Source organism: Rhodococcus sp. YH3-3 (assembly GCF_001653035.1).
Lineage (GTDB): Bacteria > Actinomycetota > Actinomycetes > Mycobacteriales > Mycobacteriaceae > Rhodococcus_F > Rhodococcus_F qingshengii.
Genome location: NZ_BCWH01000003.1, coordinates 1,276,532 through 1,298,396 on the forward strand (window position 1 = coordinate 1,276,532; position 21,865 = coordinate 1,298,396).

Annotated in this window: 23 protein-coding genes; 3 read left to right on the plus strand and 20 right to left on the minus strand. The window is 63.0% G+C overall.

Annotated features, from left to right (window positions below):
* Positions 1-85: 85 nt before the first annotated feature.
* The 8 genes from YH3_RS31075 to YH3_RS31110 form a co-directional block, all read right to left on the minus strand.
* The gene (locus YH3_RS31075; protein ID WP_007728705.1) at positions 86-913 is read right to left on the minus strand and encodes a TM2 domain-containing protein; all 828 of its coding nucleotides are present in this window, start codon (positions 911-913) and stop codon (positions 86-88) included.
* Between the two features lie 126 nt (positions 914-1,039).
* The gene (locus tag YH3_RS31080; protein ID WP_007728703.1) at positions 1,040-1,465 is read right to left on the minus strand and encodes a TM2 domain-containing protein; all 426 of its coding nucleotides are present in this window, start codon (positions 1,463-1,465) and stop codon (positions 1,040-1,042) included.
* The gene (lgt, locus tag YH3_RS31085) at positions 1,462-2,520 is read right to left on the minus strand and encodes a prolipoprotein diacylglyceryl transferase (protein WP_172403549.1); all 1,059 of its coding nucleotides are present in this window, start codon (positions 2,518-2,520) and stop codon (positions 1,462-1,464) included. The genes YH3_RS31080 and lgt overlap by 4 nt, the downstream gene beginning before the upstream one ends.
* Entirely contained in the window at positions 2,517-3,320 is an 804-nt protein-coding gene (gene trpA, locus YH3_RS31090; RefSeq protein WP_003944010.1) for a tryptophan synthase subunit alpha, read from the minus strand. The genes lgt and trpA overlap by 4 nt, the downstream gene beginning before the upstream one ends.
* Positions 3,317-4,666, minus strand: coding sequence for a tryptophan synthase subunit beta (gene trpB / locus YH3_RS31095; RefSeq protein ID WP_007728699.1), 1,350 nt, complete (start codon positions 4,664-4,666; stop codon positions 3,317-3,319). The genes trpA and trpB overlap by 4 nt, the downstream gene beginning before the upstream one ends.
* Positions 4,667-4,740: 74 nt before the next feature.
* Positions 4,741-5,550, minus strand: a complete 810-nt coding sequence (trpC, locus tag YH3_RS31100) for an indole-3-glycerol phosphate synthase TrpC (RefSeq protein WP_003944016.1) — start codon at positions 5,548-5,550, stop codon at positions 4,741-4,743.
* Between the two features lie 125 nt (positions 5,551-5,675).
* On the minus strand, positions 5,676-6,380 hold the full coding sequence (locus YH3_RS31105) for a TIGR02234 family membrane protein (protein WP_007728698.1): 705 nt from the start codon (positions 6,378-6,380) through the stop codon (positions 5,676-5,678).
* Entirely contained in the window at positions 6,377-7,963 is a 1,587-nt protein-coding gene (locus YH3_RS31110; protein ID WP_007728697.1) for an anthranilate synthase component I, read from the minus strand. The genes YH3_RS31105 and YH3_RS31110 overlap by 4 nt, the downstream gene beginning before the upstream one ends.
* Before the next feature lie 57 nt (positions 7,964-8,020).
* Here YH3_RS31110 and YH3_RS31115 point away from each other — a divergent pair, with 57 nt between their 5' ends.
* Positions 8,021-8,479 carry a peroxiredoxin gene (locus YH3_RS31115; protein ID WP_007728696.1) on the plus strand — a complete coding sequence of 153 codons (459 nt, stop codon included), beginning with the start codon at positions 8,021-8,023 and terminating at the stop codon, positions 8,477-8,479.
* A 40-nt stretch (positions 8,480-8,519) separates the two neighbouring features.
* Here YH3_RS31115 and YH3_RS31120 read toward each other — a convergent pair whose 3' ends face one another.
* Positions 8,520-9,302, minus strand: a complete 783-nt coding sequence (locus tag YH3_RS31120) for a dioxygenase (RefSeq protein WP_003944012.1) — start codon at positions 9,300-9,302, stop codon at positions 8,520-8,522.
* A 174-nt stretch (positions 9,303-9,476) separates the two neighbouring features.
* On the opposite strand from YH3_RS31120, the gene YH3_RS31125 reads away from it, so the two are divergent.
* A complete protein-coding gene (locus tag YH3_RS31125) occupies positions 9,477-9,986 on the plus strand; it encodes a MarR family winged helix-turn-helix transcriptional regulator (RefSeq protein WP_039973005.1) in 510 nt (169 codons plus the stop codon).
* A 28-nt stretch (positions 9,987-10,014) separates the two neighbouring features.
* Here the strand turns inward: YH3_RS31125 and YH3_RS31130 are convergent, their stop codons facing one another.
* A complete protein-coding gene (locus YH3_RS31130) occupies positions 10,015-11,553 on the minus strand; it encodes an FAD-binding protein (protein WP_064444639.1) in 1,539 nt (512 codons plus the stop codon).
* Positions 11,554-11,773: 220 nt separating this feature from the next.
* On the opposite strand from YH3_RS31130, the gene YH3_RS31135 reads away from it, so the two are divergent.
* Positions 11,774-12,364: a TetR/AcrR family transcriptional regulator gene (locus YH3_RS31135; RefSeq protein WP_003943994.1), complete on the plus strand. Its 591-nt coding sequence runs from the start codon at positions 11,774-11,776 to the stop codon at positions 12,362-12,364.
* Here YH3_RS31135 and YH3_RS31140 read toward each other — a convergent pair.
* The 10 genes from YH3_RS31140 to YH3_RS31185 are packed head-to-tail and all read right to left on the minus strand — an operon-like array spanning position 12,361 to position 21,862.
* On the minus strand, positions 12,361-12,828 hold the full coding sequence (locus YH3_RS31140) for a hypothetical protein (RefSeq protein WP_007728690.1): 468 nt from the start codon (positions 12,826-12,828) through the stop codon (positions 12,361-12,363). The two genes, YH3_RS31135 and YH3_RS31140, sit on opposite strands and share 4 nt — an antisense overlap.
* Positions 12,825-13,361, minus strand: a complete 537-nt coding sequence (locus YH3_RS31145) for a hypothetical protein (protein ID WP_100245432.1) — start codon at positions 13,359-13,361, stop codon at positions 12,825-12,827. The genes YH3_RS31140 and YH3_RS31145 overlap by 4 nt, the downstream gene beginning before the upstream one ends.
* Positions 13,328-14,647, minus strand: coding sequence for an MCE family protein (locus YH3_RS31150; RefSeq protein WP_007728686.1), 1,320 nt, complete (start codon positions 14,645-14,647; stop codon positions 13,328-13,330). Before YH3_RS31150 ends, YH3_RS31145 begins: the two co-directional genes overlap by 34 nt.
* Complete coding sequence (locus YH3_RS31155; RefSeq protein ID WP_193777213.1) at positions 14,644-15,777, minus strand: MCE family protein; 1,134 nt, start codon at positions 15,775-15,777, stop codon at positions 14,644-14,646. The genes YH3_RS31150 and YH3_RS31155 overlap by 4 nt, the downstream gene beginning before the upstream one ends.
* Positions 15,774-17,036: an MCE family protein gene (locus YH3_RS31160; protein ID WP_007728671.1), complete on the minus strand. Its 1,263-nt coding sequence runs from the start codon at positions 17,034-17,036 to the stop codon at positions 15,774-15,776. The genes YH3_RS31155 and YH3_RS31160 overlap by 4 nt, the downstream gene beginning before the upstream one ends.
* Positions 17,036-18,049 (minus strand): MCE family protein, encoded by a 1,014-nt coding sequence (locus tag YH3_RS31165; protein WP_007728668.1) that lies wholly within the window; start codon positions 18,047-18,049, stop codon positions 17,036-17,038. Before YH3_RS31165 ends, YH3_RS31160 begins: the two co-directional genes overlap by 1 nt.
* Before the next feature lie 5 nt (positions 18,050-18,054).
* The gene (locus tag YH3_RS31170) at positions 18,055-19,077 is read right to left on the minus strand and encodes an MCE family protein (RefSeq protein WP_007728666.1); all 1,023 of its coding nucleotides are present in this window, start codon (positions 19,075-19,077) and stop codon (positions 18,055-18,057) included.
* On the minus strand, positions 19,074-20,243 hold the full coding sequence (locus YH3_RS31175) for an MCE family protein (RefSeq protein WP_007728664.1): 1,170 nt from the start codon (positions 20,241-20,243) through the stop codon (positions 19,074-19,076). The genes YH3_RS31170 and YH3_RS31175 overlap by 4 nt, the downstream gene beginning before the upstream one ends.
* 9 nt (positions 20,244-20,252) lie before the next feature.
* Positions 20,253-21,125 (minus strand): ABC transporter permease, encoded by an 873-nt coding sequence (locus YH3_RS31180; RefSeq protein ID WP_003944051.1) that lies wholly within the window; start codon positions 21,123-21,125, stop codon positions 20,253-20,255.
* Complete coding sequence (locus YH3_RS31185) at positions 21,122-21,862, minus strand: ABC transporter permease (RefSeq protein WP_030536769.1); 741 nt, start codon at positions 21,860-21,862, stop codon at positions 21,122-21,124. Before YH3_RS31185 ends, YH3_RS31180 begins: the two co-directional genes overlap by 4 nt.
* Positions 21,863-21,865 lie beyond the last annotated feature (3 nt).

Consider the following 21,865-nt stretch of genomic DNA (forward strand, 5'->3'; position numbering starts at 1 on the left):
CCCATAACCGCAGGTCGCGAGAGCAAAACGGTGACCCCCTGATACGGAGGCATCAGGGGGTCACACTTGCCGAGGGTCGTTTCGATCAGCTACGCAAAGGGCGGTTGTACTGATCGCGCACACTGCCGGTCAACATCATGATTCCGTCGATGAGCGGCCAGATGCCACCGATTCCACACGTCAACCAAGTGACCGCGATCTGTGCGACAGCCATGCCGGGCTGGTTGAGATAAAAACGTCCTGCACCGAATCCGCCGAGCAGAATGCCCAGCAATCCGGCAGTCGTCTTCGACTTGTCCGAGTACGGTTCACCGGTCATCGGGTCACGTCCGTATGGTGCGGACGGGTCGACCAGGCCGTAGCCAGGCTGAGGATAACCCTGAGCTTGTGGGTACCCCTGAGGCTGACCGTAACCCGGCTGTGAGTATCCCGGCTGGGGGTAGCCCTGCGGCGGAGCCGCGTAGGGATTCGGAGTCTGATCTGCCGGTGCACCGTAGACGGGACCGTCCGTCGGGGTTTGGGTCGGCCTCGAGTAGTCCGGCGCCGGATAGTCGGTCGCCGGATAGTTCTGAGCGGCGTAGCTTTCCTGCGACGTGTACGGCGCTGTCGGCTGATTCGGGGTGGAATCAGAATCGGCAGCGGGAAACGCTGTGGTCGATTCGGTTCCGGTCGGCGGCGGGTAGATGGGGTGGTTTCCCCACCCCGGACCGTTTCCGACTCCCGAATACGTGTCCCAGCCTGGACCGGTGCCGGTGGTCTCCGTCGACGGCGTCTTTTCGGTGGGTGCCGAGGTTTCCGTCAACGACGCATCCGCCGTCGCGTCGTAGTCGAACGGCGACCCGAACTGCGGTGGAACCGGCGGCTGTGATCCAGACGAGTCCCCCGACTCGGAAGGTTCCGGATTCTTGTTCAAGTTAGGCAACGTACTTTCCTTCGATTCGACGACGGTACGTAATAGCTTTTGTTATCGGACTTCGAGAAGGTTCGACCTTCTCGAGGCCAGTCCCCCACACATGTTTCCTCGGTTCGCGCTCGCGACTCATCCTCGCAATGGCCGGCGAGCACCGTCCCGCGCATTGCCCGAAAGTATCACGATGCCGTCGACGAACGCCCAGATCCAGATTCCGATCGCAAATGGAATTCCGATGAGGAACGCCGACATGAACAGCGCGAAGAACATGCCGAGCAGTTGGCACAATCCGATGCCGACACTTCCGATATAGAGGCGCCCGACTCCACAGATTCCGAAGAAGCCCAGCAAGATCTGCAACAGTCCAGCGGTGGCCTTCGACTTGTCGGAATACGGTTCCCCGGTTACCGGGTGCCGACCGTACGGGGCGTAGGGATCTCCGAACCCGTACATCGATGGAGGCGGCAATGGCTGCTGATATCCGTACGGATTGGGCGCGCCGTAGACCGGTCCCTGACCCTCGGGGAATCCCCCCTGCGAATAGGGACCTGTCACGGCTTGTCTTTCTTCGACAGCTTCACCGCGTCCGACGACTCATCCGACGCTGCCGTGGAGGCGCTTGCCTCACTGGAAGCGGATTCAGCAGCATCGGATTCAGAATCTTCAGCATCGGCCTTCGCCGAATCAGTTTCGGTAACTGGCGCCGCGACTCCTGCTTCGCCGGCAGCTACCGCAGCGACGTAGTCCTTCGACTTCAAATCAGCCGGATCCTCACGACCCTTCTTCGCCAGGAAGAAGTAGGCCAGTGCGGCGAAGAACACGATCCCCGAAGTGAATGTGTTGACGCGAATGCCGGCGATCTCATAGGCGAAATCGTCGCGCATCAGTTCGACGACGAACCGGCCCAGGCAATAGCCCGCGACGTACAGAGCAAACAGACGTCCGTGGCCGATCTTGAATCGGCGGTCGACGAGGACCAGCAGGATCACGATCAGGACGTTCCACACAGCTTCGTAGAGGAACGTCGGGTGAACGACCCGAATGACTTCTCCGTTGGAGACACCTGCCAGTTGATCGAGCTGGCCGGAAGAGTTCACACGCTCGAAGATCTCGAGGCCCCACGGGACGGTGGTCTCGCGACCGTACAACTCCTGGTTGAAGTAGTTGCCGATACGACCGATGGCCTGCGCGAGCAAGATTCCGGGCGCAATCGCATCACCGAGCGCGGACACCGGAATGCCGCGTCGACGGCAGCCGATCCACGCACCGATGCCGCCGAGGAACACTGCTCCCCAGATTCCGAGGCCTCCCTGCCACACCTTGAGTGCGTCGAGTGGCTGACCGTTCTCGCCGAAATAGGCGGGCCAGTCGGTCAAAACGTGGTAGAGCCTGCCACCGATCAGACCGAAGGGAACGGCCCAGATCGCGATGTCGAGAACGGTCCCCTTCTCGCCGCCGCGGGCGACCCAACGACGATCTCCCCACACGATCGCGACGATGATGCCGAGGATGATGAAGAGCGCGTAGGCGCGAAGCGCCACCGGTCCGACGTACCAGACGCCTTGGGGCGGGCTGGGGATATAGGCCAGCAGGTCCACAGTTGAGGTCACGACGCCACGGTAGCCGAGCGGACGCCCTCGGCGAGTTCTTCGGTGAGCGAGCGAACCGCTCCCAGGCCGTTCTCGACCGCGGAGACCAGAGCCGAGCCGACGATGACGGCATCGGCGTATGCCGCGATTTCGGCAGCCTGTGCGCCGGAGCGAACTCCCAATCCGACGCCGACGGGAATGTCGGAATGCGCGCGGATTCGTGCGGTCAGTTCCGGAGCCATCGAAGACACGGCGTCGCGAGCGCCGGTGACACCCATCGTCGAGGCCGCGTAGATGAATCCACTACTCGCATCGAGTGTCATCGCGAGTCGTTCTTCCGTCGAGGACGGAGCGACAAGGAAGATCCGGTCGAGGTGGTGCTCCTCGGATGCTTCCATCCAGGCGCCGGCTTCTTCCGGAATGAGGTTGGGGGTGATCAGTCCGAGCCCGCCGGCGGAAGCGAGGTCTCGTGCGAACTTGTCGACGCCGTACTGCAGTACCGGGTTCCAGTAGGTCATCACGACGGCCTTGCCGCCGACCGAACTGATCTGCTCGATCACGGTGAAGATGTCGCGAAGGCGAACGCCGTTGGTGAGTGCGGTTTCGGCTGCACGCTGGATGGTCGGACCGTCCATGACCGGATCGGAATACGCGACACCGACTTCGATGATGTCGCAGCCGCCGTCGACCATCGCCTTGAACACGTCGATCGATTCGGGAACGGTCGGATAACCGGCAGGCAGGTAACCGACGAGGGCGGCACGCTTGTCAGCCTTGCACGCGGCAAAGGTGGGTGCGAGGCGTGATGGTCGTTCGCTCACTTGTCCGAGCCTTCCGTGTTGTCGTTCTCGTCTGCTGCATCATCCGGAGCGGCTGCCTGACCTGAGGCGCCGTCGAAAAGACCGAACCAGCTTGCGGCGGTGTCCATGTCCTTGTCACCGCGACCGGAGAGATTGACGACGATGATCGCGCCCTCACCGAGTTCTTTGCCCAGTCGGAGTGCGCCGGCGACGGCGTGGGCCGATTCGATGGCCGGGATGATGCCCTCGCGGCGCGAGAGCAGCAGCAGCGCATCCATGGCTTCACTGTCGGTGACGGGTTCGTAGGTCGCACGCCCGATATCGCTCAGGTAAGCGTGCTCGGGTCCGACGCCCGGGTAGTCCAGACCAGCAGAGATCGAGTGCGATTCGATGGTCTGACCGTCTTCGTCCTGGAGCAGGTAGGAGTAGGCACCCTGGAATGCGCCAGGTGTACCGCCGGCGAACGTTGCTGCATGCCTTCCGGTTTCGACACCGTCGCCGGCTGCTTCGTAGCCAACCAGCCGTACCGACAGATCGTCGATGAACGGGTGGAAGATTCCGATTGCGTTGGAGCCGCCTCCGACGCAGGCTGTGACTGCATCGGGCAGGCGGCCGGTCAGTGCCTGAACCTGGACGCGTGTTTCGAGGCCGACCACTCGCTGGAAGTCCCGAACGATGGTGGGGAACGGGTGCGGGCCTGCCGCGGTACCGAAGCAGTAATAGGTGTTGTCCGCGTGGGAAACCCAGTCGCGCAAGGCTTCGTTGATCGCGTCCTTGAGCGTGCGCGAACCGGTCTCGACCGAGACGACCTCCGCGCCGAGAAGTCGCATGCGCGCGACGTTCAGTGCTTGACGTTCGGTGTCGACAGCACCCATGTAGATGACGCACTCGAGACCGAGCAGTGCACAGGCGGTGGCCGATGCCACACCGTGCTGGCCCGCTCCGGTCTCGGCGATGATGCGGGTCTTGCCCATACGCTTTGCCAGCAGAACCTGACCGAGAACGTTGTTGATCTTGTGAGAACCGGTGTGGTTCAGATCTTCACGCTTGAGAAGGATGCGCGCACCGCCGGCGAACTCGCTCATTCGCGTTGCCTCGAAAATCGGCGACGGGCGCCCGGTGTAATCGCGCTGCAAGCGGTCGAGTTCGTTCAAGAACGTGTCGTCCGCTCGAGCCTTTTCGTACTCCGCAGTGACTTCGTCGATAACCGCCATGAGGGCTTCCGGCACATGCCGTCCGCCGTAGACGCCGAAATGGCCTCCGGCGTCGGGATCGTGGGAGCGCTCGGTGAGTCCCGCGCTGGCCGGCGGCAGATTGCCGCCCTTGAATATTGCACCGGAGCCTGGTTCCTGAGTACGTGAAGTCACCCCACCAGTCTGCCCCAACGGTGTCGCTGGTCACCGCCCGGGTGCATCAAAGCACGCCGGGCGGGTGAAGCGATTTATCGAGATGGTTTGGGGCAGGACGGGTGCGCACCTGCATTGACCAGATCTGCGACGGCCTTGCGAGGGTCGCCGCTGGTCACGAGGCCTTCACCGACGAGCACTGCGTCGGCGCCCGCCCCGGCGTACGCCAACAGATCGGCAGTTCCGCGAACACCGGACTCGGCAATCTTGATCGTCTCGGTCGGAAGACCGGGAGCGATGCGACCGAAGGTGTTCTTGTCCACCTCGAGAGTCTTGAGATTGCGGGCGTTCACACCGATCACCTTGGCGCCGGCTTCGAGCGCGCGGTTGGCTTCTTCCTCCGTGTGCACCTCGACGAGGGCAGTCATTCCCAGAGATTCGGTGCGATCGATCAACGAGGCGAGCGCCTGCTGCTCGAGTGCCGCGACGATCAGCAAGATGACGTCGGCGCCGTGAGCGCGAGCCTCGTGAATCTGGTACGGCCCCACGATGAAGTCCTTGCGGAGCACCGGAATGGTGACCGCTTTACGGACTGCGTCCAGGTCGGCCAACGAGCCGTGAAAACGGCGCTCTTCGGTGAGAACACTGATGATGCGTGCGCCACCGGCTTGGTACGCCGCGGCAAGCTCAGCGGGATCGGCAATGTCGGCCAACGCACCCTTTGACGGGCTCGCTCGCTTGACCTCGGCGATGACGCCGATGCTCGATTCCAGAAGTGCTGCTGCAGCATCGAGTGCAGGCGGTGCAGCGGCCGCAGCAGCCTTGACTGCAGCGAAGTCGAGTACGGCTTCGCGGGCGGCGACATCAGCGCGCACCCCGTCGAGAATCGAGTCGAGTACGGTCATCGTGGCCCGAATCCTTTCTGGGCAAGAGCCCGATGTGAGATACGTCATCAGGGTGGTCTCAGCCTAGTGGGACGAAATTTTGCTACTCCGTCGGGGTACCCACGCAGGTGAGGGTTCAGTCTTACTCAGTGGGACGACCCCGGTTTCGCGCCGTTGTCTCCCCCAACTCCGTCGTCCCCGTCAGTCGCTGTCGGGTCCTCTCCGGCGTCGAGCGCATCCCACAACATCCGTTGTGTCACAGGCTCGTCCGATGCAGGTTTGTCTCCCTGACCGAGCTTGGCCGCGGCCTCGCGGCGCGCGGCAGGGTTGTCGTATTTCGACGACAACCCGCCTCGCACTGGAGGTTTGCGCATCAGAAGCACTGCCGCGCCGAGCGCCGCCACCGCTCCGAGCAACGCAAGCAAGGCAGGCAGTACCGAAACAGTCGTCGAGAGATCTTCCGGGTGACCGGACAACTCGGCCAACTCCACCGCTCGGTCCGCAGAGGCTCCGGACACCAACAACTGCACTGCCGGAACCGCTACCGCGATGGCGACGAGGGCAACCAACAGTCCGACTACCCGAAGTGCCCAACCTCGCACCGCAAACGACGCCGCGATCGCCGCCAGAAGCGCGAGCGCGAGCGGAGTCATCGCCGCCGCCCAGGTGCTGCCGTCGAGATCCGTCGTCCTCTCCAGCGTCTTGCCGTCGCTCGAGGTCAGATGAACCCACGTCATTCGTGAGCTGCCCCACAGAGCTGCTGCCGACAACGCCAGCAGAAGCGTTCTCGGCACGGCGGTGCCACGAGACGCGCTTGTAGGCTCCGCTGCACTCGACTCGTTCTCACTCACTGATCGTCACCTCCGATGGTGCGCAGGGTGTGCGCCGACGCAATCGCGCTCAGCACTGCCATCGCCTTGTTGCGGGCCTCGGTGTCCTCGTAGACCGGATCCGAGTCGGCGACGACGCCGGCGCCCGCCTGGACGTATCCGATCCCGTCCTTGATCAATGCCGTTCGGATCGCGATCGCGGTGTCGGCGTCGCCGGCGAAGTCGAGGTAGCCGACGATGCCGCCGTAGATACCGCGCCTGGTCGGTTCCAGTTCTTCGATCAGCTGCATCGCACGGACCTTGGGCGCCCCCGAGAGGGTTCCAGCGGGGAAGCATGCGGTGACGGCGTCGAGAGCGTGCTTTCCCTCGGCCAGATGTCCGGTGACCGTCGATACGAGATGCATCACGTGGCTGTACCGCTCGATGTGCCGGTAGTCGTGCACCTTCACCGTGCCCGGGCGACAGACACGACCCAGATCGTTTCGCCCCAGATCGACGAGCATGAGGTGCTCGGAGTTTTCCTTCTCGTCGGCGAGGAGGTCCTTCTCGAGCAGGATGTCGTCCTCCTCTGTGGCACCGCGCCATCTGGTTCCAGCGATCGGGTGTGTTGTCGCGACGCCCTCGGCGACGGTTACCAGTGCTTCCGGGCTCGAACCGACGATCGAAAACGCCGTCTCTCCATCACCGTTCGGCACGTTGAGCAGATACATGTACGGGCTGGGGTTCGACGCTCGCAGCATCCGGTACACGTCGATCGGCGCTGCAGTGCAATCGATCTCGAATCGCTGCGAGAGAACTACCTGGAATGCCTCGCCCGCTTCGATGTCGCCGATCAACTTTTCGACATCGACACCGAAGCTCTCGGTGGTGCGCTGACGACGGTAGTTCGGAGTCGCTTTCGAAAATGTCGACACCGTCGATTTCGCCGGCGCCGCGAGAGCACGAGTCATCGCGTCCAACCTTGCGACTGCGTCGTCGTACGCCGTGTCGACGCGCTCGTCCGTGCCGTCCCAGTTGACGGCATTGGCGATGAGGGTGATCGCCCCTTCGTGGTGATCGACTGCGGCGATGTCGGCGGCAAGCAGCATGACCATTTCGGGGATCTGCAGGTCGTCGACCGCGGAGTCACCCAATCTCTCGAGGCGCCGCACCGCGTCGTAGCCGAGGAATCCGACCATTCCGCCGGTCAGCGGGGGCAGGTCGGGCAGCCGCTCCGAACGAAGCAGCTCGAGGGTGGCACCGAGCGCGTCGATCGGGTCGCCGCCGGCCGGAGCGCCGGCCGGAACGTTGCCGTACCAGGCCGCCTCTCCGTCCACGACGGTCAGTGCAGCCGGACTCCCGACGCCGATGAACGACCACCGCGACCACGAACGACCGTTCTCGGCCGACTCGAGCAAGAAGGTGCCGGGACGATTGCCGGCCAACTTCTCGTACGCCGAGAGCGGAGTTTCGGAGTCCGCCAACACTTTCCGAGTGACCGGAACGACCCGGTGCTCAGCTGCGAGAGCTCGGAACTGCTCCCGGGTCGTGGTGGAATCGGACGCGTCACCGACGATCGCGGTGTCGGATGACCGTGCGGACATGGAGGTGGGCTCGCCGTGCATGGCTCCATCATCCCAGGCTCCCCCATGTGGCCGTCGTGCGCGGGTAACCTCGGCCGAATGAAACCAGGCCAACTCGCTCCCGATTTCTCACTGCCCGACCAGGACGGGACTCCGCGCTCGCTGACGAGCCTGCTCGAGAACGGACCCCTGGTCCTCTTCTTCTACCCGGCAGCCTCGACGCCGGTGTGCACCGCCGAGGCGTGCCACTTCCGTGACCTCGGCAGCGAATTCGCCGCGGTGGGCGCTTCGCGAGCGGGCATCAGCACCGATACGGTCGAAGCTCAGTCCACCTTTGCCACCGCACAATCCTTCGACTACCCCCTACTCGCCGACACCGACGGCAAGGTAGCCGAACAGTTCGGCGTCAAGCGCGGACTCCTGGGCAAGTTGGCTCCGGTCAAACGCTCGACCTTCGTGATCGACACCGACCGCACCGTCCTCAAAGTCATCTCGAGTGAACTACGCGCCAACACCCACGGCGACCAGGCGCTCGAGTTCCTTCGCAATCGAAGCTGACCCACCTGGGCGACCTGATTCTCTGCGCGATTTGAAATCTCTAGGCGACCTGAATCGAGCGCTTCGCAAGCCCCATCCAGAATCCGTCGATCACCTGGGTGGGCACCTGTTCCGGATCGGATGACGCACCGAGCGTGACGAACAACGGGGCGAAGTGCTCGATGGTCGGATGCGCGTACGGCATCCCGGGAGCTTGAGCGCGGAAGTCGATCAAGGAATCGACGTCACCGGCAGCGAACCTCTCCCCTGCCCACGCGTCGAATTCCGCCGACCATCCCGGGGCCTGCGCCTCCGGTGACGGATCGCGCAGGAACGGTAGCCCGTGCGTGGTGAATCCGGATCCCACGATCAGTACACCTTGCTCACGGAGTGGCCGTAGGCGCTGTCCGAGATGGAGCAAACGCTCGGGATCGAGGGTTGGCAGCGAAATTTGCAGTACCGGGATGTCTGCGTCCGGGTACATCACCGTGAGCGGCACGTAGGCACCGTGATCCAGGCCTCGATTCGGCTGCTGAACCACGCGTTCGTTGTCCGGCATCAACGCGGCAACCTGGGCGGCGAGTTCCGGAGCGCCGGGAGAGTTGTACTTCGCGCGGTAGAACCTCTCGGGAAAACCACCGAAGTCGTAGATGAGCGGGGTGCCCGTGGTCGTCGATCCGATCGTCAGCGGTGCTGATTCCCAGTGCGCCGATACGACGAGGATTGCCGTCGGCCGCGGAAGATCGCCGGCCCACGCCCCCAACTGGTCGACCCACAACGCGCTGTCCACCAGCGGCGGAGCACCGTGGCTGAGATACAGCGCAGGCATGGTTGTGGTGGACATACGGACTCCTCGGGATAGACATTCGTCGTAAGTTGAAGGTTCAACTTAATATAGAACTCAACACTTGCGTCCCGCAACTATTCCCCGCAGGATTCTTCTGGACATGCGTCTGAGACGCTGTACACAAGCACGCTCCGTGCACGAAGAATGCTCGACCCGAAGGAGAAGTCACCGATGAGTGAACCGACCGCGCAGCCCGACGCGCAGTCTCAGACGAAGTGGCTCACAGCCGAGCAGCAAGAAGCATGGCTGACACTGATCGCTCTCGTGACACGGTTGCCTGCCGCACTCGACACTCAACTACAACGCGATTCGGCACTCACACACTTCGAATACTTCGTACTCGCGGCACTCTCGGACGCCCCCGAGCACAAGCTCCAGTTGTCGGTACTGGCCCAGCGCGCGAACGCGTCCCTGTCCCGCCTCTCGCACGTGATCACGAAGATGGAGAAGGCCGGCTGGGTGAAACGGGAAGTCATTCGTGGCAGCCGCGGCTCCAACGCAGTGCTCACCGACGAGGGAATGGCAAAGGTGGTCGCGGCCGCACCGCCGCACGTCGCCTCAGTTCAAGGTCTCCTCTTCGAGGGCCTCGACGATCGCCAGGTCGCCCAGCTTTCGTCGTTGGGTACAGCAATGCTCACCCAACTGGACAAGGGAATCGCCGCCGGACTCGGCAAGGCCTGACCACATCCCCGAGACGAGCGACTGATGATCAAGACGGCAGCTTCGCGAGGTCGAATGCAGCCAAGTGACTGAACAGCATGCTCGCTCCGATCGGGTTTCCACCGCCGGGGTACGTAGTCCCGCTGGCCGCTGCCATCGTGTTCCCCGCCGCGTACAACCCGGCAATCGCCGTACCGTCGGCTTTGAGCACCCTCCCGGTCGCGTCGGTGCGTAGACCACCTTTGGTCCCGAGGTCGGAGATGCCGAACGCGGCAGCGTGAAACGGCCCTTGGTCGATCGGTACGAGCGGCGAAGCCCCTTCGGAGAAGGCGCGGTCGTACGCAGCGTCTCCTCGACCGAAGTCCGTGTCGACGCCAGTCGCCGCAAACGCGTTGAATCGCTTCACGGTCTCCACCAGTTCCGCTGCGGGAACATCGATCTGGGCAGCGAGGTCTTCGAGTGTCTGTGCACTCTTCCACAACCCCGCATCCACATACTGCTCCGTCTGTGCCATGGGTACGTTGGGCGCCTTCACCGGCGGCACTGCGCCTTCGCTGTTGTCGTAGATCATCCAGTACGGCGTGGTTACTTTCCCTGCCCGCATGTGTTCGATGACGGCGCGGCTCAAGCGGTCGTACGGCGCTGATTCGTTGACGAATCGGCGACCGTCGTCGTCCACGAAGATTCCACCGGTGAACCACAGCGCAAACGCGGAGCGGCCATCCGGATGGGTCAGTCCCGGCGACCACCAGGCCTCTCCCATGAGGTCGGTGTCGGCGCCCGCGGCGACCGCCGCCTGGTGTGCCTTCCCGAGGTTGCCGGGGCAGCCCATCGTGTCGAGAGCGGATCCGGGGACACCGAATTCGGCCCGCAAGGTCTCGTTCTGCTCGAATCCACCGGCGGCGAGGATCACTCCTCTGCGTGCCTGAATGGTTCGACGCCGACCATCTCGGTCGACGACCGCGCCGACGACCGATCCGTCCTCGACGACCAATTCTTCGAGAGTGGTCTTCAGGTGCATGGTGGCGTTCGGGAGTTCCGCAAGAGCCAACAGGAATCGACCGATCAACGACTGGCCGCCGACGAGGTACTTCGGCAACTTCTCCCCCAGCCGTTCCGTCGCCAGCGGCGGACGAAGCGAATCACGAAGGGCACCCATCTTGTTCGCGTTCATCGGCTTGGGAACAATGTGCCGTCCACTCGCTCGAGCCTTGGGCTCTTCACCGAAGTAGTCGGGCCACGGCAGTATCTGAAACTCGAAGTTCGAGTCCTCTTCGAGGTAGTCGATCAACCCGGCGCCACCTCGAACGTAGGCTTCCTGAACGTCGGCGGGCGTACGATCACCCACCACTGATCGGTAGTACTCCAGCGCATCCTCGATGGTGTCGTCGTCCCCGCCCCGACGAAGAACGGCGTTGCACGGGAACCACATTCCGCCGCCGCCCGAGTACGCCGTTGTTCCGCCGTACTTGTCGGTTGCTTCGATCGCAATGACGTCGAGGCCTTCGCGGGCTGCCGTGTACGCGCCGGTGAGTCCGCCGCCTGATCCCACAGCGAGTACGTCGCACGTCTCGTCCCACTTCGTCATCGTCAGCCTCTCTGATTCTGGGCACAGTTTCCGAACATGTTCTAGAAATCGTTCTAACACATGGACTTAGCGATCGCGGGGGTTCGAAATTCTGTCCCACCGAGCGGGAGCGAGACATGACGCCGAGGGGGAGCGAGACATGACACCGAGCGGGAGCGAGAACGAGCAGCGATAGCGCACACTTTGCTCGCACCGGTCTGATCCCGTAGTGTCTGGACACATGTCTGGTAAGACCAAGTTCGAGTCCACTCGTCGACGGCTCACACAGCAGCAAGCCGAAACCGTCGATCGATTGACCGCGGCAGCGATCACGGTCCTGCGCGACAAAGGGTTTGCGGATCTGACCGTGCGGATGGTGGCAGCGGAAGCCGGTGTCGCCGCGGCTACGGCGTACACCTATTTCTCGTCCAAGAGTCACCTTGTGGCAGAACTGTTCTGGCGCCGACTCGACGCGGTACCGCACGAGCCCTCCCCCGAGGCGGAACGAGAAGCGCAGGTCTGCTCGGTCCTGCGCAGCGTCGCACTCCTCGTTTCCGACGAACCGGAGCTGGCCGCGGCCGTGACCACGGCGATGATGGGCAACGATCCCGACGTCGAACACCTTCGGGGACGTATCGGCAAGAACATCCGCGAGCGGCTCATCGAGGCGCTGGGGCCGTCATACGATCCCGACGTACTCGAAGCACTCGAAATCTCCTGGTCCGGAGCGCTTGTCCGAGCCGGCATGGGTTACGAGTCCTATTCGCAGATCGCAGACCGGCTCGAAGTCACTGCCAGGCTGATCATGGCGGGCCGCGACAACCTTCACTAGATGGGGGTCATGGCACTCACCAGCCATGTGCCGTCGACTCGATCGAGTGTCACCTCGACTCGGCTCGACGTCGACGCTGGTGCCGGCCGCGCGATACTCGTCGTGATCTGATCGACGAACAGGAGCAATTCCGCTCGGTCTGCAGCAGCGGAGAGCACTCCGACATCGACTACTCGCGCCTTCGTGCTGATTCCTTGCTCCTTCGACTGGGGTGCAACGGTTTTCGATCCGAATTCAGCGAAGCGGTCCTGAAATGTTCCACTTGCGCCCTCGGCAGCATGTGCAAGATCCTCGTCCACCGTGTCGCTGTTGTAGCTCAAGAGATTCTCGACGAGCATCGGCGCCACACCGATCACCTCGGCACGTGCGGTTTCGGCGGCTGCCGAACGGTGGTGACTCCAGAGCAGAGTCCCGCCGGCTCCCACCAAGATCAGCGCTGCAAACGCCAAGACCACGCGCTTCACGGGACGAACTCAACACTCGACATCAGTATCCGCCCGTCAACTTCATCGACACCGACGCGAAGACGGTAGGTTCGCGCCGAAGACTCTCCCGCCGAATTGCCGACCTGAGCCGATGCCGCGATCAGTACCACCCCCGAGGTTCCGGATTCCGATGCCAGGGCTGCGGTGTCGACACGACCGTCGGAATCGACGGCAAAATCACGGATCGATGCGACGAACGCAGATTCACCGGACTTCAGTTCGTCTGCAAAAGTCCCCGTAGTCAGCGACTTCAGCTCCGCGAGATCCTCGTCGAGCGTGGAAGAGTGAACGTCGATCAGAGCGAGGGCTCCTGCGACCGCACCGTCGACGTACTCTTGACGCTGGGTCTCGCGCGCCCGGTCGGATTGAACTGCCAGAGCACCGAAGACCACAACGACGCTCAGAGCCGCGAGTGCAATCCAGACCAGGGCAGTAAGTACACCGCGCTTCCCTCCGACCGGATCCAGCACCTCACCTCTCAGCGATTCGTCGGCGTCAGCAACTGTTGCCACGGCTCACCCTCCCCCGGACCGGAGTCAGCCGGAGCCAACTCCGTGTGTTGATAGTCGACTCCGTCAGGCCCGGTGTACAACTCGCCGGGCGCATTGGTCCCCGACGGCACGTACGCTTCGGGGCTCCGACAGATCTCCGGGCTCGGTGCTCGTTTGCCCGGTACCTCCATACAGGGAATGTTCCGGGATCCACGAACTGCGAAGACCGAGTTCTGCGGAACTTTGCAGTACAGATCAGCCGGGGTGTCCGGCACACTCGTCTGGGTCGGGTCCCGTCGCTGATCGGCCGGAAGGTAACCGGTCGAGCACGCCGCGGGGTCCTGCGCTTGGAGGTGGAAGTTGACGTTCGCGGCGCCGTCCACCTGCCCGCGTTGTACGACGGTTTCCTGTGCCGCGACCAGTGGCGGCAAGATGACGAGCACCTGCTCCAACCCGGCGTTGTACGTCAAAGCCACCTGAGCGGTGCTGGTGAAATTGGCAAGCAGCACAGGCAAAGTGGGCTTGAGGCCGTGAAACAGCAGGTCGGCTTCAGTCGCGAAGCCCGGTCCGGTCTCGAGGATATTGCGCACGGACCCGTCGGCGACCGCCAACTGTCCACTGAGTTGAGCGACACTGGACGCCCACTGGCGAATCTGATCGCCCGTCACCACCTGTGTCTGCAGGAGCGGATCCAACTGCTGTACGAGCGTCGTAGCCGGCGTTGTGGCAGCGGACATCTGATCGACGAACGAAGTGGTCGAATCCAGCAGACGAGCCAGATCCTCTCCCCTGCCTCCGAAAGCTGCCGCGGACTCGTCGATCACCGATCGCAACTTGTCCTGCGGTACGGATGCGAGCATCGCCTGCGCCTGATCGAGGACCGGTCCGATCTCGGTCGGGATCGTGACAGCGTCGGGGCCGATCACGTCTCCGTCGGTCAGAAAGGGTCCGTCCGCGGTGCTCGGTTGCATGTCGACGTATTGCTCGCCGATGGCCGACACGCTTCGCACCGCTACTGCGAGCCCGCTGGAGGGAACGGGAACCGCACTCTCCAAAGATAATTCGGCGCGTACCACTCCCGGAGACAGACGCACCGACCTGACCTGACCGATGGTGTCGCCGCGATAGGTCACGTTCGCGTTCCGATACAGGCCGCCGGCGTCCGGCAGTTCGACTGTCACCGAGTAGCGCCCGATGCCGAGCATGGTCGGAACTCTCAGGTACGAGATAGCCGCTGCGCTCATGCCTATCACCGCCAGGATCGCGAAGATCGTCAATTGCCTTCGCACCAACTTCGTGAGAATCATCGTCCACCTCCCTGGGCGGGTTGCGCTGTGCCAGGTGGGCCGGGCTGCCCTGTGCCGAGTGGGGCGGTCAAGGGATCGACCAGTACTCCGTTCTCCACGGGGGTTTGCGGCGCCCCGAACGGAGTGCCGAAGCCGAGCCCCGACTGGAGACGATTACTCGTGAGGTCGATCAGCGCCCACAGATTGGTGTAATCGCCGCGCATTCCGTCGTCGATGGTCGTCTGAGGGAAGGGAAAGGTACTCAGGTTGCCCAAATTGTTGATCAGGTCCGGCCCCGTTTCGACCACCTTCTGCAGCGTCGATTCCAAGGAGCTCAAATTGGCTTTCAGATCGTCGCGGGTCCGATCGACCAGATCGGTCCCGATGTCCCCGAACCTACCGACCGCATCGAGCGCGGTGGTCAGGCTCACGCGCTGGGCGCTCAGTTCCGCCAAGGCAGGATCGAGCATCTCCAAGGCCTGACCGAGAACATCTCTCTGGGCCGTGATTTCACCGGCGAAGACGTCGAGATTCTCCATGGTCGTGACCATCGCATCACGTTGGCGGTCGAGTGTTTCGGTCACGGTATCCATCTGACTCAGCAGGTCGCGAGCCGCGTCGGTCCGTCCGCCGAGCGCCGTGTTCAGCTCCGTGGTGATGCTGTGAATCTGAGCGAGCCCGCCGCCGTTGAGGACCAATGACAGTGCCGTCAACGCTTCCTCGGTGGTGGGATAGACGCCGGCCGACGCGAGGGGGATCACCGATCCCTCCGACAACCGCCCTTCCGGCGCAACATCGGTAGGCGGCGCAAGCGCAACGTGTTTGGACCCGAGCAGGCTGGTTTGGCCGATCTTGGCCGTCGCATTGGCGGGCAGGGACACCGAGCCGTCGAGCGCAACCGTCACCCGTGCGTGCCAGTTGTCGGTCTCGATCGCACTGATACTTCCGACTGTCACGTCGTTGACCATGACCGGAGAGTTGGGACTGATCGACGTGACGTCCGGCATCTCGATCACGACCGAGAAACTTCCCTCACCGCGGCCGGCCGCGCCCGGCAGCGACACCGAATTCAGCCCGCTCCATTGACAACCCGTCAGAACGAGCACGGCGCTCGCCGCCACACACACTGTTCCCCACCGGCGGCCAGTCATCGTGATCCTGTCGACGGCATGAGCAAGCCGGTCAGATCAGACGCCACCGGTACCGTCGGAAAGCCCAAGGCGCCAGTCGGTTCCAGATCAGGCTCGCTGTACACCAGTTGGTCCGGAAGAGCGCCGAGCGCCCGGGTCGGATTGATGCTCAGGTCCGGGTAGTTGGCCTTGATCGTGTTGAGCAACGGGCCGAGGTATTCGATGCACAAATCCGCGCCCTTCTTCGAGGTGTCGTTGGCCAGGCCGGCGATTCCGCCGCAGATCAAGTCGATCGGGTTGCCGACGTTCTGGAATGCGGGCACACCCACCATCGCTCCTTGGGCCGGCCGGTAGACGTTGTAGTAGTTCGACAACGCTGTCGGAGCCAGATGCAGTACCTTCTCGAGGCCTGCGCGCTTGTCGACCAGTACGTGGGACACGTCGGCCAACTTCGCGATCTGCTCCGTCAAGCCGGTTCGGTTCTGTTCGACGAACCGCTGTACGTCGACGACGGCGGCGTCCAGATCGGCGAGAGCCGGAGCCAATTGCGTCCGGCTCTCGGCGAGCACACTCGAGACATTTGCCAGTCGTCCTTGGAACTGAACGATCTGTTCGTCGCTTGCGGCGAGTGCGGTCGTGAAGGTCTGCAGGCCGCGGATGGTGCCGAACAGATCGGCTCCGCCTTCGTCGAGTGTGCTCATAGCCTCCGAGAGTTCGGTCACCGAGCGCCCCAGCGCTTCCCCGTTGCCGGCCAGTGCGGATCCGGCACCGTCGAGGAAGTTGGCGGCGGGACCGCGATCGTCCCCGACGGGACCCAAAGCATCGGCAGCCCGGCCCAGCTGTTCCTTGATCTGGTCCCACTCGACCGGGACGGCCGTTCTGTCGAGTGGGATCTCCGCACCGTCATTCAGTGCGTCGGCGCCGTCCGTCACCGCCGGCGTCAACTGCACGAAGCGGGCCGAGACCAGCGACTGGGCAACGATCACCGCTTTCGCGTCCTCGGCGACGGGAACCTCGCGCGCCAATTTCAGTTCGACGCGCATTCGATCTCCCTGTGGGGCGATCGCGGTGACGCGGCCGACGTCGACTCCCACGACACGAACGTCGTCACCGACATACAGACCGGTCGTCGAGGTGAAGTAGGCCGTCACGTTGTAGTAGCGCAGATGTTGCACCGCAAGGTATCCCGACACGACGACGATCGCCGCACCGATGACGCTTCCACCAACGACGGCGATTCGACGCCAGTTCACCGGTTTGCGAACTCGTAAGGCACCCATCATCGAACCTCCGGAATCGGTAGCGGCGCAGGTGGTAGCCCGAACATCGCGTTGATCAACGGTTGGGTGTATTGCGCTGGCACCAGGTTCTGGACGTAGGCGTAGTAGAAGGGGCCGCTGGCCACGGTGTCACCGAGCGTGCCCACGTACGTACCGAGACCGTCGATTCCCTGAGAAAGGTTGTCCTTGTTGTTCTGCAGAATTCCGACAACCGTGTCGAGTTTGCCGAGGACCGGCTGCAATTGCGCCTCGTTGTCGTGGACGAGTCCGCTCAGCTGGGTCGACAACGCCGAGATGTTCGTGATCACTTCCCCCAGCGCCGCCTGTCGCCGATCCAGTTCTCCCAACAAGGCGTTGCCGTCGACGAGTAGCGCGTTGACCTGTGGTCCACGCTCGGCCAGCGTCCCGGCGACGTCGTTTGCATCGGACAGCAAGGTGCGCAACATGTCGTCGCGTCTATTGACGCTGTCGGAGATCCGTGCGACACCGTCCAGCGCCGGCCTCAGGTTCGGCGCACTGTCGGACATCACCTGTCCCACTGCGTCGAGCGATTCGGAGAGTTGGTCGAGATCGATGTCCTCGACCGTCGTGGTGAGGTCACCGAGCACGTCGGGCAGCGAGTACGCCGATCTTGTTCGCTCGACCGGGATCTCGCCGCCGACCGCGATCCTTCCCGGACCGTCCAGATCGAGCGATACCGCTCGCTTGCCGAGCAACGACATCGTGGTGACGGCCGCCGATGTGCTTTCTCCCAAACCGATCGAGCCTTCCAGTGTGAAATCCACGCGCGCGAGTCCGTGCTCGACCTCGATCCGGTTCACCGTTCCGATCTTCACTCCGGCGGCGTTGACTTCGTCTCCCGGCGCGAGACCGCTGGCGTCGGCGAACACCGCGCTGTACCCGACACCCGATTTCAGGAACTGCAGATTCTGATACTGGAGCGATGCCAATACGACGGCGGCCGTGACGACCAATCCCACGACCCCCACGCGTACGGCCTGGCTCTGTGCCATCTCTCTCATCGTGGTGCGCACCTTCCGGTCGTCTGATCCACCAGGTCGACAGTGAGCGGCGTACCGTCGGCACCGTCGACCTTCAGTGCGATTCCGCACAGATAGAAGTTGAAGAACGACCCGTACGAGCCGACTCGGATCAGCTGCTTGTAGTTCGAGGGCATGGACGCGAGAATCCGATCGAGCTCACTCTGTTGCTCGATCAGCGGATTCAGGCTTGCGTCCAGCTTCGACAGGTTTCCCGCGATGTCCGGGCGAACTCCGGCGAGGAGATCGGCGAAGGTGCCTGATGCGGTGTTCACACTCTCGACGGCAGTCCCGATCATCTCCCGGTCCGCCGCGAGCCCGCTGACCAGCTGTTGTAGGTGATCGAGAGTGTCACTGAACTGACCACCGCGGCTGCGCAATTCGCTGAGCACACCGTCGAGGTTGCCGATCACTCGACCGATCAGTTGGTCGCGGTCTGCGAGAGTGTTCGTAATCGATCCGGTGTGCGCCAGCACCGATGCCACAGTTCCGGACTGGCCTTGAAACACCTCGAGCAAGGACATCGACAACGCGTTGACCTGCTCCGGGTCCAGGGCTTGAAACAGCGGCTTGAAACCACCGAGTAGCGCATCGAGGTCGAGTGCCGGTGCGGTGCGATCGACGGGGATGCTCTCGCCCTCCGGTTGCGGTTCCGCGATCCCCGGATCGTCGAGCAATTCGAGGTATCGATTGCCCACCAGATCCTGATATCGAACAGCGGCTCTGGTCGATACAGTCACGGTGTCACCCGTATCCACACTGAAACTCACGTGGGCACGGTGATTCCCACCGAATTCGACGGAGCCGACAGAACCGACCGGCACACCGGCGATGCGCACCTTGTCGCCGGCTCTGAGCCCGGAGGCGTTGACGAACTCCGCCGAGTACGACCTCGCGTCGCCACCTCGCATCTGGCCGAACACGAGGATCAGCCCGGCGTTGACGAGGATCATCACCAGAACAAAAATTCCGAACTTGACGGTGTACCCACGAACTTTCATCGGATCTCCGTCCCGAACAGGTAGCTCATCAGATCCGGGACCGTGTTCATCGGTTGCCCACCATTCGGCTGACGCTCGGGCGCAAACGGATTCACCCCGGTGTCGGTCACCAGGTACGGAGCATTGACGTTCGGGTCGCGCAGTGGAAGGCCCATACACTGCGGGCCACCTGTTGCCGCGACCTTCGAGAGGTCGTCGGGATATCGGTACGGTTCGGTTCCGGCGATCAGACCGATCGACATCTTGATTCCTGGTTGTCCGTTGTAGGCGCCGTCGCCGATCTTCTTGCTCTCCTGCAGTCCCTGGAACATGCAGGGAATCACCGGGGAGTATTCCTCGAGCAGTGCGGTGGTCGGCCGCAGTAACGACAGAACGGTGTCGATACCGTCGGCGTTTTCTCCCAGTACATCTTCTCCGGTGCGGGCGACCCCGATCACGTTGAGCAAGAGGAGATCAAGATTCTGCTGCTCGTCGAGAACAGTGGTTCCCGTCGTCGTGAGCGAGTCGAGTGTGTCCATCAAGTCGAGAACAGCGTCGCGGTAGGTCTGTGTGACGGCTGATAAATCCGTCAACACATGATCGAGAGCCTCACGTGCAGTGTTGAATTCGAGCAAGGAGGAATCTGCTTGTTCGAGTGCGACCCCGAGCCGTTCGCCGCGTCCTTGCAGAGCAGTCGAGAGGGCACCCAATGTCGAATCGAGTTTGCCCGGGTCCACCGTCCGGAGCACGGTGGTGAGTTTCTCGAACACCGTGTTCAGCTCGACGGTCACCCGGGATGCGTCGATCGTCGCTCCGGCGGCAAGTCGCGCACTACTCGGCTGCTCCGGCGAGGACAGGCTGACGAACTTCGCGCCGAAGGCCGTGTTCGACGTGATCGCCACATCCACGTTTGACGGAATCGATTCGAGCGCTTCGGGATCGATCGACAACGACAGTTGTGCGGTGGCGTCGTCAGTCGGCGTGATGGACTCCACCGAGCCCACGGTCACCCCGGCCATCTTCACCCGCGCGCCCGGATCCATCACGAGCCCCGCGCGCTCCGCGATCACCGTGATCGGGACGCGAGCGACAAACACCTGGTTGAAAGACGCGACCGACAAAGCGATGACCCCGACGATCGCCGCAGCCAAGCCCAGAGCAGCCAACTTGTAGCCGTATCTGTGCACGCAGTCCCCCTAACCGGACAGATTGAAGTTGCCGGAACCGCCGTAGAGCGCGAGTGAGACGAGCAGGGTCACCGCCACGACGCAGATCAGCGAGAGCCGAACCCCGCGGCCCACTGCAGTTCCCACGCCCGACGGTCCCCCGGACGCGTTGTAGCCGTAGTACGTGTGGATCAGCATCACCAGTAGTGCCATCACGAGCACTTGAACGAAGGACCATGCGACGTCGACCGGATCGAGGAACGTCGTGAAGTAGTGGTCGTAAAGACCGGAGGACTGACCGAACAGCACGACCGTGGTGAATCGTCCGGCCAGAAATGATCCCACGAGCGCCAGTGAGTACAGCGGCAAGATCGCGATCATCCCTGCGGTGACGCGGGTGCTGACGACGTACGGGACCGAACTGATCGCCATCGATTCGAGGGCGTCGATTTCCTCACTGATGCGCATGGCACCGATCTGCGCGGTCGAACCTGCTCCGATCGTGGCCGACAGGCCGATTCCCGCGATGACCGGCGCGGCGATACGAACATTGATGAAGGCGGAGAAGAATCCGGTGAGCGCTTCGACTCCGATATTTCCCAGTGAGCTGAAACCTTGGATCGCTATGGTGCCGCCCGAGGCGAGAGTCAGAAATCCCACGACCGCAACCGTGCCGCCGATCACTGCCAAAGCTCCGGTGCCCATGCTGATCTCGGCTACCAGTCGCAAAACTTCCTTAGGGTGTTTGCGAATTGCCCACGGGATGTGAGCGATGGCGCGCGCGAAGAAGACAGCTTGTCGCCCGACATCGTCGATCGAGCGTGACGTTCGAGCCACCCGCGCCCGCGTGCGTCCGAACTTGCCGATTTGCGCCAGCGAATCCGACAGCGTCACCTCGATCACCCCGCCGTCAATCGGATGCCGACCGCGGTGACGATGGTGTTGACGACGAACAACGCCATGAATGCGTACACCACCGTTTCGTTGACGGCCTCCCCCACGCCTTTCGGCCCACCCCGTACCGACAGTCCGCGATAGCAGGCCACCAATCCCGCCAGCATCCCGAACAGTGCAGCTTTGACCATCGACAACGCCACCTCGGGCAGGCCGGTCAGCAACGTGATTCCCTCGACGAAGGCGCCAGGGTTCACGCCCTGGAGAAACACCGAGAAGGCGTAACCGCCGGCGATGCCGATGACGCAGACGAGTCCGTTGAGCAGCAAAGCCACCACGGTCGACGCGACCACCCGAGGAATCACCAGCCGAGTGATCGGATCGATCCCGAGCACCTCCATGGCGTCGATCTCTTCACGAATCGTTCTCGATCCCAGATCGGCGGCGATGGCAGTCGCGCCCGCACCTGCCACGATCAGCACCGTCACCACCGGACCGACCTGAGTCACGGCGCCGAGCGCGGCCCCGGCGCCGCTGAGGTCGGCGGCACCGATCTCACGGAGCAGGATGTTGAGCGTGAAACTCACCAGGACCGTGAACGGCACGGCCACCAATACGGTCGGCACGATCGACACCCGGGCGATCATCCAACTCTGCTCGAGAAACTCCTGCACCTGAAAGCGGGTGCGGAACAAGCCCACTGCGACATCGGCGCCCATCCGGTAGAACTGGCCGAGTTCGCGCATCGG

Excerpts from the sequence above, each read along its gene's own strand:
- YH3_RS31120 (WP_003944012.1), bottom strand. The coding sequence starts at position 9,302 with ATGTCCACCACAACCATGCCTGCGCTGTATCTCAGCCACGGTGCTCCG.
- YH3_RS31165 (WP_007728668.1), bottom strand. The coding sequence starts at position 18,049 with ATGGCACAGAGCCAGGCCGTACGCGTGGGGGTCGTGGGATTGGTCGTC.
- YH3_RS31110 (WP_007728697.1), bottom strand. The coding sequence starts at position 7,963 with ATGCACGGCGAGCCCACCTCCATGTCCGCACGGTCATCCGACACCGCG.
- YH3_RS31130 (WP_064444639.1), bottom strand. The coding sequence starts at position 11,553 with ATGACGAAGTGGGACGAGACGTGCGACGTACTCGCTGTGGGATCAGGC.
- trpC (WP_003944016.1), bottom strand. The coding sequence starts at position 5,550 with ATGACCGTACTCGACTCGATTCTCGACGGGGTGCGCGCTGATGTCGCC.
- YH3_RS31155 (WP_193777213.1), bottom strand. The coding sequence starts at position 15,777 with ATGACTGGCCGCCGGTGGGGAACAGTGTGTGTGGCGGCGAGCGCCGTG.
- YH3_RS31170 (WP_007728666.1), bottom strand. The coding sequence starts at position 19,077 with ATGAAAGTTCGTGGGTACACCGTCAAGTTCGGAATTTTTGTTCTGGTG.
- YH3_RS31135 (WP_003943994.1), top strand. The coding sequence starts at position 11,774 with ATGTCTGGTAAGACCAAGTTCGAGTCCACTCGTCGACGGCTCACACAG.
- YH3_RS31115 (WP_007728696.1), top strand. The coding sequence starts at position 8,021 with ATGAAACCAGGCCAACTCGCTCCCGATTTCTCACTGCCCGACCAGGAC.
- YH3_RS31150 (WP_007728686.1), bottom strand. The coding sequence starts at position 14,647 with ATGATTCTCACGAAGTTGGTGCGAAGGCAATTGACGATCTTCGCGATC.
- YH3_RS31185 (WP_030536769.1), bottom strand. The coding sequence starts at position 21,862 with ATGCGCGAACTCGGCCAGTTCTACCGGATGGGCGCCGATGTCGCAGTG.
- YH3_RS31160 (WP_007728671.1), bottom strand. The coding sequence starts at position 17,036 with ATGGGTGCCTTACGAGTTCGCAAACCGGTGAACTGGCGTCGAATCGCC.
- YH3_RS31125 (WP_039973005.1), top strand. The coding sequence starts at position 9,477 with ATGAGTGAACCGACCGCGCAGCCCGACGCGCAGTCTCAGACGAAGTGG.